Source organism: Pseudomonas juntendi (assembly GCF_009932375.1).
In the GTDB taxonomy this organism is placed as follows: domain Bacteria; phylum Pseudomonadota; class Gammaproteobacteria; order Pseudomonadales; family Pseudomonadaceae; genus Aquipseudomonas; species Aquipseudomonas juntendi.
The window spans coordinates 1-589 of sequence record NZ_BLJG01000544.1; the positions used below are offsets into that span (position 1 = coordinate 1).

Here is a 589-nt window from a genome sequence, read left to right on the forward strand (position 1 = left end):
GCTGTCGGTGTACAACAGCGGCACCTACTGCAATGCCCGCATGCTGCTGGGCATGGCCGAGCAGGGCGATGCCCCGGCAGCGCTGGCTAAGGTCGACAAACGCGGCGTGCCAGTGCGCTCGATTCTGGTGTCGGCAGCGGTGACCTTCGTGGCCGTGCTGCTCAACTACCTGATGCCGCAAAATGCCCTGGAACTGCTGATGTCGCTGGTGGTGGCTACCCTGGTGATCAACTGGGCCATGATCAGTTTTTCGCACCTGAAATTCCGCCAGCACCTTGACCGCACCGGCCAGAAGCCGCTGTTCAAGGCGCTGTGGTACCCCTATGGCAACTATGTGGTGCTGGCCTTCGTAGTGCTGATTCTCGGCATCATGCTGATGATTCCAGGCATTCAGGTGTCGGTGTACGCGATCCCGATCTGGCTGTTTGCGATGTTCGTGGTGTACATGGTCAAGCCACGTCGGCGGCTGAATACCGGTGGGGTTGCTGGAACCGTAGCCAAGTAAGGCTCTGCAGGATATTGAGAAACCCGAAGTCGGGGGGCTGGCTTCGGGTTTTTTATTGCCTGTTTGGGCCCTATCGCTGGCAAG

Annotated in this window: 1 pseudogene; it reads left to right on the forward strand. The window is 59.1% G+C overall.

Annotation, left to right across the window (positions count from 1 at the left end):
* Window positions 1-505 (forward strand): annotated as a pseudogene (locus GYA94_RS27180) (aromatic amino acid transporter AroP); the annotation flags it as partial.
* Between the last annotated feature and the right edge of the window lie 84 nt (window positions 506-589).